This is a genomic window from Microcoleus sp. D3_18a_C4 (assembly GCF_036702415.1).
Lineage (GTDB): Bacteria > Cyanobacteriota > Cyanobacteriia > Cyanobacteriales > Microcoleaceae > Microcoleus.
Map to the genome: position 1 here is coordinate 26,527 of NZ_JAUBTI010000072.1, position 8,705 is coordinate 35,231.

Here is an 8,705-nt window from a genome sequence, read left to right on the forward strand (position 1 = left end):
CTTAGGTATTTTCAACCATCATTAGGAGTATACCGAAAACTTTCTTTATCTACTTTCCGGTTTTCTTGATTTTGTTTATCTTCTAAAGCGGGTGACGCGATTCGAACGCGCGACATTCACCTTGGCAAGGTGACGCTCTACCACTGAGCTACACCCGCATTTCCTGCGGTATTAACAATATTGTCTCAATTCTCTAAATTTGTCAAGTCTTTTTAGTAAGTTTTTTTCACAAACCCAGTAAACCCCCCCAAACCCACTCCCCACCTGCAATTTCAGCAGCCATATCGTTAACCAAATCAGTAATTGCCGTGAAAATTGACCGCCATCGGCCCACGGCAAAGCTACAATCAAGCTGGAATTGTGGGAGAACACTGTCATGTCAGATTTAAATCGCGGAATCATGAAGTTCAAGGGAGCTGACAGTCCTATAGCGATCGCCATTTCGGCGATTGTCATTGCCGGCGGAATCGGCTTCTTGATCTGGTGGGCGCTGCAATCAGCCTACACCTTCAGCTAACAGACTACTCAAACGTAAAACTTATAAGGCATTGCTCAGAAGGCAGAATTTAAGAAAAATTCTGTCTTTTGCATTTTTTGCCCTTAGTCTTGAGTTTATTGCCCAGGAATGCGGATCGATTGCTGACGATCGAATGATTGCCATAAATCACCCGATCGGGTGAGTCGCTAGCATGAGCCGAGATGACAAGCGAATTTCAAAGGTGGTACCCGCCACGTGATTTATCCGTGGAATCAATCCAAAATCTAAAATCTAAAATCCTCAAGAAAGAGCATTTATCCGTGGGGTCGCCTCTAAAATCTAAAATCTAAAATCTAAAATCGATTGACTTCCCGATCGACTACTTTTGTAGTACACTTGTAAACACGGCGCGCCGAGAACGCAGTTTTAAATGCAAGTGTTTGCAAGGGTTGTATCTCAACAAAAATTTATGGCAAGCTTTCAGGACATCTTCAAATACTACAGTCGCTACTGGAAAATATCACTTTACAGCATAGGCGCATCCAGCGTTTTGGCACTAGCCGATTTGCTTGTTCCTTATGCGATCGGTCAAATATTAAACGTATTGTCGGGTCAACCTACAGATACAGTAACGCAAAAACTCATAGCAGCGATCGCCTCTGTTACCCAGCAGTCACCCAACAAAATATTATCGCTATCCGTCTTGCTCGGCATAATTTTTCTGGTAACAGTCGCCAAAGCACCGGTACAGCCGTGGGTGGGAAATTGGTTCCACTGGGCGATACCATTGAGGGCAAGACGCGATCGAATGAGAAGTGCGATCGGCAAAATCCTCACCTTACCCCTAGAATTCTACGACGAAAACAACGCCGGACGGATTGCCAGCCGCATCGCCAAAGGCATCGCCAACCATACTTGGACTTACCCAGAAATTGCCGGCGAATTCATCCCCGAAGTCGTCCGCTTAATCGGCATTTTTGCCGTTATCTGCTTAATTGAGTGGCGGATTGGCTTATTAATTGTGGTTTCATTCCTATTTATCCTCAGTTTCACCCTCAAAGGCCTGCAACAGGTGACTGCGCGGGAAGAAATTCTGGATGAATACATCGAAGATACCGAAAGCCGCAACTCGGAAATTATCACCAACATCAAAACAGTCAAAGCTTTTGCGACAGAAAGCGATGAACTCAAAAGGCAAACCACCAGACTCGATCGCGAATTAAAAGTCGTGATCAACCGCATTCACAAAGGATACGTCACCCTGGGGACATACCAGCAGACGATCGTCCAGTTGTGTTTGTTTTCAGTTCTCGGTTTTAGCCTAGCAGAAACGGTAGGAGGCAAAATTTCCCTCGGATATTTTGTTACCCTTTACACGTTGGCAAGCATGGCATATTCCCAACTGCGTCCGATTAGCATTATCGCCGAATTATTGGCGCGGCGTTATTCTTCAATGATCCGGTTCCACGAGTTTATGCAAACGCCAGACGGTGTGGATGCGGTTAATTTAGCAGAAAATGCTCGATCGGCACAGCCACCTTATAAATTTACCGGCAAAGTTGAGATCAGCGGTTTGACATTCGGGTACGACAGTCAAAAACCCGTTTTGCAAGATGTGAATTTGTTGATTCATCCCCGTCAAACTGTAGCATTAGTCGGGCGATCGGGTTCTGGGAAATCGACTTTAGTTAAACTTCTGTTTCGCTACTTTGAACCAAACTCCGGCCGCATTCTGATCGACGGCGAAGACATTTGCAGCTTAGACGTGACTCGCTACCGGCAGCGTTTAGCCATTGTCCACCAAGAAGTAGACGTTTTTAACGGTACTTTGCTGGAAAATTTGACTTACGGAAACAGAAATGCAACTTTCGAGCAAGTTGAGGATGCTTGTCGCATTGCCAAGGTAGACGATTTTGTGCGGCTGTTGCCCCAAGGTTACTATACCGTGGTCGGGGAGAGAGGAATGCGGTTGTCCGGCGGTCAGCGGCAGCGGTTGGGGATTGCGAGGGCGCTGTTGGTGGAGCCGGATGTGTTAATTTTTGATGAGGCTACTTCTAGTTTGGACTATGAAAGCGAGCGATCGATCCAGATAGCCATGCGAAATATCCTCGGTACGCGCACCACCATAATTATTGCCCACAGACTGAGTACCATTCGCGAAGCCGATGCGATCGTCGTACTCGACGGCGGTAGAATCGTCGAAGTTGGCAGCCACGAAGAACTTTTGAGTCAACAAGGTATTTACCGCCGCCTGCACTCCCTGCAAGAAACCGGGGAATTAGTGAATTAGGGATTTCTTAGTCTAGACTTAGGGTGCTCCGGGCACGCACCCAGCCTAGACTTAGCAATGCACACCTTAAACAGTGTTCAATTTTCCCGTCAGCCCCTAACTCACTTATGTGTTCTCACCTTAATGATTAGAGTTTTAAATATAATGTTGCAAATAAAGATTCTGGTGCTAGGATGTATAACTGTGATGGAAATGGGTCGATGCCCGAGCGGTTAATGGGGGCGGACTGTAAATCCGCTGGCTACGCCTACGCTAGTTCAAATCTAGCTCGGCCCACCTCAATTTAATAAAAAGTTAAAATTTAAGAATTAAAAATTAATTTTTTAATTGGAGGTTCTTAATTTTTTATGCCCGTGTAACTCAGTGGTAGAGTACCTCCTTGGTAAGGAGGAAGTCACGAGTTCAAATCTCGTCACGGGCTTCCTAATTTATAGTATATCCACCAAGGGTTTCAGGTTCATTGCACAGCAAGAAGGTTAGTTTTCGGCTCAACTTTCGTGCTGATGGTTTTCTAGTATGTCCAAAACGAGTTCCATATCTGCCAAGTTGGCCCTCGACTTTTTGCGTATGGCTTTTAACTGATTGAGCAAGTCGGCTGGCTCTGGAAATTCTGCGACTCCCCACAATAAAACTTATTCTTTGTGGAACAGGCATCTTGCCTGTTCTTGAGAATGGTGAAACATCTCAGTTCCAACTGAGATATTGCACCATTCTCAATTACTTTTTTAGGAACAGGCTTTTCGGCCTGTTCCACAAGAGATGAATTTTCTTGTGGAACGGGCCGAAAAGCCTGTTCTTGAGAATGGTGAAACATCTCAGTTCCAATCGACTTTAGCTATGAGACTGGGGTTTCACCCCCGGCTGACACTGCCACAAACTGATCACAATATTGTACCCATATCCAAATCCCCGACTTCTTCAAGAAATCGTGAATCTAATCATCCTCATCCAATCCCAGTGGCACAAAATATTGACTGTAAACCACACTATTCGGCTCCCAAAGCGGCCGCCAATAAACATTTTGGATCACCGCTTTTTCCCCATCACCATCAGCAGGCCACTGAAAACTGACGATCGCAATATTGCTATATCCCACAATCTCATCACCCTCTTGCAGCCAGCGATTGCGCCACAACAGCGATATAAAATTCCACAACCTATGCAGCCGTGACAATTGTTTATTTTTATGCGATCTATCTGACGCAGTTCCCTTTTCTAGCTGTAAAAATACCCGAGCTCTTTGCCGTTTAACCCAGTCAATCCGATAGCCCCAATCAGGCAGAGATTGTCTATTTCTGAGACCAGCCGCCACAGCCTTCTTTCTGCTCATCCTCGAAATCTTCATTAATTCCAGTGGCTCATTCCATCCCAAACATTCGTGCGATCGCTCAGGAAACAGCGACTTAATCTTAGTATGAACTAAATGCGTTTTCCACTCCTCATTGATAAAAGCACTAGCAGTCAACTGCGCCAACACAGAATTGTGACAATTTGACCGATAATTGTCCCTCGTCAAAGGCTCAATATTCGGCCGAGAATCGCCAAAATGACAATCAGACCAATAACTCAGTCGCACAGCAGCAGCATAGTGAATATCCCCGCTCAACACAATCACCCGATCGCGCTGTTTAAAAAATTCCACCAACAGCTTCACAAAAGCTAACTCATTAAAATTCCAAGCATCCCCCGCATCACTACTAAAAACCTTCCCCTGTGCCACATCCCACTTTTGCACCACATCAATAATCCACAAACCCACCAAATTTGTCGGCACAACCACCACCGTCGCCTCAATCTCAAACTCCCCAGTTTTATTGAGCAAATCAGTCTCCCTCAAAGCCTGCTGAATTTGATCCTCAAAACCTTTGTGAGTCAAAAGCATCGGCGGCTCGATCGGGCTTTCCACCGGATACCCCCGCCAGTTCCGCGTATCCAGCACAATCACCTCGTGCTTAAAACTTCTCACAGTAAAATGCCAATTCAAAACCTCACTTACACCCGCGCCATCCCGATCCAAAATAAAAACATCTTCATCTAATTTCAACTTAGGCAAATGAGTTTTCGGATCGAGTCCTGGAATTCCCAAATACGAAGCCGCATTCTCCCAAGCAGAAACATCAGTCCCCGCCGAAGCAGACCATTTTTCAGCAGCTTTTAATAATTTATCTCCCGGTTTTTCGCGATCGAACTGTGCGGGCGTATTTCCCCAAGCCTGAAACACAGCGTAAGCCAGCAAAGCATTCTGCACCACCCGCCGGCCCAGCGGCTTTCCCAGCACCCGGTAACACCACTCTCGATTCAAATAAAAATCGTCGCTAACATCATGGTCATCGCAAATCATATAAGTAGGAATATTCGCTAGCGCCCTCCTCACTCTCCACAAATTGCGAGCAAAACCGTCAAGTTCAACAACTTCTCTATCCCAGACTTTTGCCTGCTTAGAAGTTGGACAAATATCCTTACCCTTCGGAAAACTCGTACACCAGAGTACCGGCGACCAAACTAACAAATACATCGCGCAATATTCCCCCAAACTGAACAAGTGACTTTTAGACTTGTCCGATTGATTCACCAACATCGCCGTAAAGCCGCCAAAATCTCTAGCAATATCGCTGCGAGTCCCCGGCTGTAACTCAATTGGTTTTTTGTACTCATACTCAGCATCAGACGGTTTCTGAATTGGCGACTCTATAAAAATTTCCCTCTCTGGGCCAACTGCATTTTCGTTTTCCGAATTTTTAGGTATACTGATACACAAATTCTTTTTTATTTGGGCATCATCCATCAGGGGTAGACTTTCTTCCCAGCCCAACAGTGTATCGCCAGCGTCAGTCAAAGCCCACAGCATGGCATCGGCAACGTCGTCGCCGTAAATTTGGTCGCCCGTTAAAAACAGTTGGTGGGGCCTGCTATTTGCCGTTCCTGCAAACTGTTCGATCGAATTATCCAAGATTGGCAGCGCATCTCTGCCGTCTCCGTGCGGCTTGCGACAAGAACCGTGAACGATACGCAAATAGTTTAAATCGTTCGGCGGCAGGGCAAAAGTGGGCAACTGGTGAGCGAAATAACTAATCGTCTCCGGCCCCAAAGCCGATAAATCAGGGGCGGCAGGCCACAGGCAAGAAATGAGATTTTCTTTCTCATTTTCTGGGACTGCACCCCCGACGTTCGACTCGCTACTCCCAGCAAACTCGATGTCATAAGCATAAATTTGCCCCGATGTCAAGAAATTGCTATTAATTGGTTTAGCAGTCACCGCGACTACGTGCAGGTATTTGCCGAGCTGCACGGTAGAGTTCGCACCTTGCAGCAAGAGCCGATCGACAATTTCGCCGGTTCCGCCCTCTGTCGAATAAACCTTGAGTTCGACTTGGCGGGGTGCTTTCAGAGCCAGCCAAACTGTCACGGCCCGACTTTCAGTCCGGCGCAACATCGGGCCCGCAAGGATCAGCGGCAAGTGATGAATTCGATGACTTAAGGGAGTCCACGACATAGGATTTAAAAAATAAAAATTAAATAAGAGTGTTCTAGCAATCAGATTTTAGGCGATCGAGCATCTGTCACCGGCTTAATTAATGCTAAGTCTGCCAACCCCAGTCTGCAAAATTGTAACAATTCATTAACTAAAATTAATAATCATGCTACAAGAAGAACAATTACAGCATTTCCTAGATTCAGCCCCGCAGTTGTCGGTAATTAAATCATCAGAACCCGCTGGACGCCCCAACAGCAGGCCGCTCTACTCGTCACCTTTAGATCGGGCGATCGACCGCCACCCCCTCACCGTGGCTCCAGAAACCCCGATCGCCCAAGTGTTGGCTCTCATGAACCCGATGCGCGTCTCCTGTCACCTTTGTGGCGAAAAACAAAACGCTGTTGCTAGCGCAGCCAAGCGCAGTTGCGTCTTAATCGTCGAAGATAATCGGCCCATCGGCATTTTTACAGAACGGGATATCGTCAAGCTAACTACCGTCGCAGCTTGTACAGTCGGACTGACAATTGCTGACGTAATGACTCGATCGCCCATTACCCTCAAACAATCCGAGTCTCAAGATATTTTCACAGCTATGTTCACGTTGCGCCAGCACTCCATCCGGCATTTGCCCGTAGTGGACGAGGACTCGCGACTTCTCGGCATCATCACCCGCGAAGCCATTCACGAAGCCCTGCAACCGATTAACTTGCTAACCAATTTGCGCTGTGCAGCAGATGTCATGACGCACCAAGTCATTTGGGCCCCAAAAACTGCCTCAGCCCTCGATTTAGCCCAGCTCATGGTCAAGCATCGAGTTAGTTCCGTCGTCATTGTCAAAGAGCAAACTCAGCATCCCGATCGGGCGATCGCACCAACACAAAATTATCAAATTCCGATCGGCATTGTCACCGAGCGCGACATCGTGCAGTTTCACGCCCTCGAACTCAACCTCTCGGAAATCCCAGCCGCAAGGGCCATGAGTGCGCCTTTATTTTGCATATCTCCGGCCGATTCCCTCTGGAGTGTGCACCAGTCCATGCAGCGGCACTGCGTCCGCCGTTTGGTAGTAGTTGGCAGCCAGGGAGAACTTTTGGGTGTTGTTTCTCAGACAAGTTTGCCGCAAGTTTTTAACCAATCTGAAATGTATGGGACGATCGAGCTGTTGCAACAAGCAGTGGACGATCGAGCCACCCAATTGCAGAAAGCCAACGAACTTTTGCAGCAAGAAATTTTAGAGCGGCAGCGGGCCCAAGAAGCCCTGCGCCAAGCTCACGACGACTTAAAAAAACAAGTTGAAGAACGCACCGCTCAACTTTTAGAATCCAATGAATTGTTGAGACGGGATATTATCAAGCGCCAGCGAGTCGAAGAAGTGCTGCGGCGAAAGCAAACTTGCTTGAAAAATCAAGCGCAGCAATTAGAGCAAACTGTGCGAAAGTTGCAGCAAACTCAAACTCAATTAGTGCAAACCGAAAAAATGTCTTCTTTGGGACAAATGATTGCCGGTATCGCTCACGAAATTAACAATCCTGTTAATTTTATCTACGGCAACCTTTCCCACGCCAGCCACTACATCAAAGAATTGCTCCAACTTTTGGAACTTTACCAGCAGCACTATCCCGAACCTGTCTCGGAAATTCGGGAAGCAGCCGCAGAGATGGAAATCGATTTTTTGGTAGAAGACTTATCTAAGCTAGTGTCTTCTATGCAAGTTGGAACCGAGCGCATCCGCCAAATAGTTGTGTCGATGCGTAATTTTTCCAGATCAGATCAATCTAACATCAAATTCGTTGACATTCACGAGGGACTCGAAACCACTTTGTTGATTTTGCAGCACCGGCTCAAACCCCACGGCGGACATCCACCTATTCATATTATTAAAGAATACGGCAATTTGCCCAACATCGAGTGCTGTGCCGGTCAGATCAATCAGGTGTTCATGAATATTATCGGCAATGCTATTGATGCGTTGGATGAAGAAATCCAGAAAGGGGAATGGGCCAAGAGAGGTGGGAAAAATTCACCCCTATCAAATCCTAGTTCTCCATTGACTTTTCCCACTATTACAATTCGTACTGAAGTTGTTGGTGGCGATTTTGTGGCGATCCGCATTTGCGACAACGGGCGGGGCATAACCGAGGAGATTCGCCGCCAATTATTTGACCCGTTTTTTACTACCAAGCCAGTCGGTAAGGGCACGGGGTTGGGACTGTCGATTTCTTACCATTTAGTTGTCGAACAGCACGGGGGGCGGCTCAACTGCGTTTCGGAACCTGGAGGGGGCACTGAATTTGCGATCGAGATTCCGATCGTCAGTCGTCATTAGTCAGCAGCCATAGGATTTTCGATTTTCGATTTTAGATTTTAGATTGAAGAATTGGAAATGACTAAGGATCGCGAATTAAATAACTTACAATTTTAATTGTTATTGTGGGATGGGCGTCCCGCCCGTCCTTTTTGGA

General features: G+C 46.7%; 5 protein-coding genes and 3 tRNA genes. 5 read left to right on the forward strand and 3 right to left on the reverse strand.

Annotated features, from left to right (window positions below; all coding sequences use genetic code 11):
* Window positions 1-86: 86 nt before the first annotated feature.
* Window positions 87-158: transfer RNA gene (locus tag QUB16_RS24180), tRNA-Gly, on the reverse strand.
* 218 nt (window positions 159-376) lie between these two features.
* On the opposite strand from QUB16_RS24180, the gene QUB16_RS24185 reads away from it, so the two are divergent.
* The 4 genes from QUB16_RS24185 (at window position 377) to QUB16_RS24200 (ending at window position 3,189) form a co-directional block, all read left to right on the forward strand.
* A complete protein-coding gene (locus QUB16_RS24185; protein WP_172188980.1) occupies window positions 377-517 on the forward strand; it encodes a hypothetical protein in 141 nt (46 codons plus the stop codon).
* A 430-nt stretch (window positions 518-947) separates the two neighbouring features.
* Window positions 948-2,768, forward strand: a complete 1,821-nt coding sequence (locus QUB16_RS24190) for an ABC transporter ATP-binding protein (RefSeq protein WP_333320055.1) — start codon at window positions 948-950, stop codon at window positions 2,766-2,768.
* Between the two features lie 194 nt (window positions 2,769-2,962).
* A tRNA-Tyr gene (locus tag QUB16_RS24195) sits at window positions 2,963-3,044 on the forward strand.
* A 73-nt stretch (window positions 3,045-3,117) separates the two neighbouring features.
* A tRNA-Thr gene (locus tag QUB16_RS24200) sits at window positions 3,118-3,189 on the forward strand.
* 153 nt (window positions 3,190-3,342) lie between these two features.
* Here QUB16_RS24200 and QUB16_RS24205 read toward each other — a convergent pair.
* Together QUB16_RS24205 and QUB16_RS24210 are read right to left on the reverse strand one after the other, a co-directional pair.
* Entirely contained in the window at window positions 3,343-3,582 is a 240-nt protein-coding gene (locus tag QUB16_RS24205) for a hypothetical protein (protein WP_333320056.1), read from the reverse strand.
* Window positions 3,583-3,702: 120 nt separating this feature from the next.
* On the reverse strand, window positions 3,703-6,261 hold the full coding sequence (locus QUB16_RS24210; RefSeq protein ID WP_333320058.1) for a PhoD-like phosphatase: 2,559 nt from the start codon (window positions 6,259-6,261) through the stop codon (window positions 3,703-3,705).
* A gap of 145 nt (window positions 6,262-6,406) precedes the next feature.
* Between QUB16_RS24210 and QUB16_RS24215 the strand changes: the two genes are divergently transcribed.
* Window positions 6,407-8,569: a CBS domain-containing protein gene (locus QUB16_RS24215; RefSeq protein ID WP_333320060.1), complete on the forward strand. Its 2,163-nt coding sequence runs from the start codon at window positions 6,407-6,409 to the stop codon at window positions 8,567-8,569.
* Window positions 8,570-8,705 lie beyond the last annotated feature (136 nt).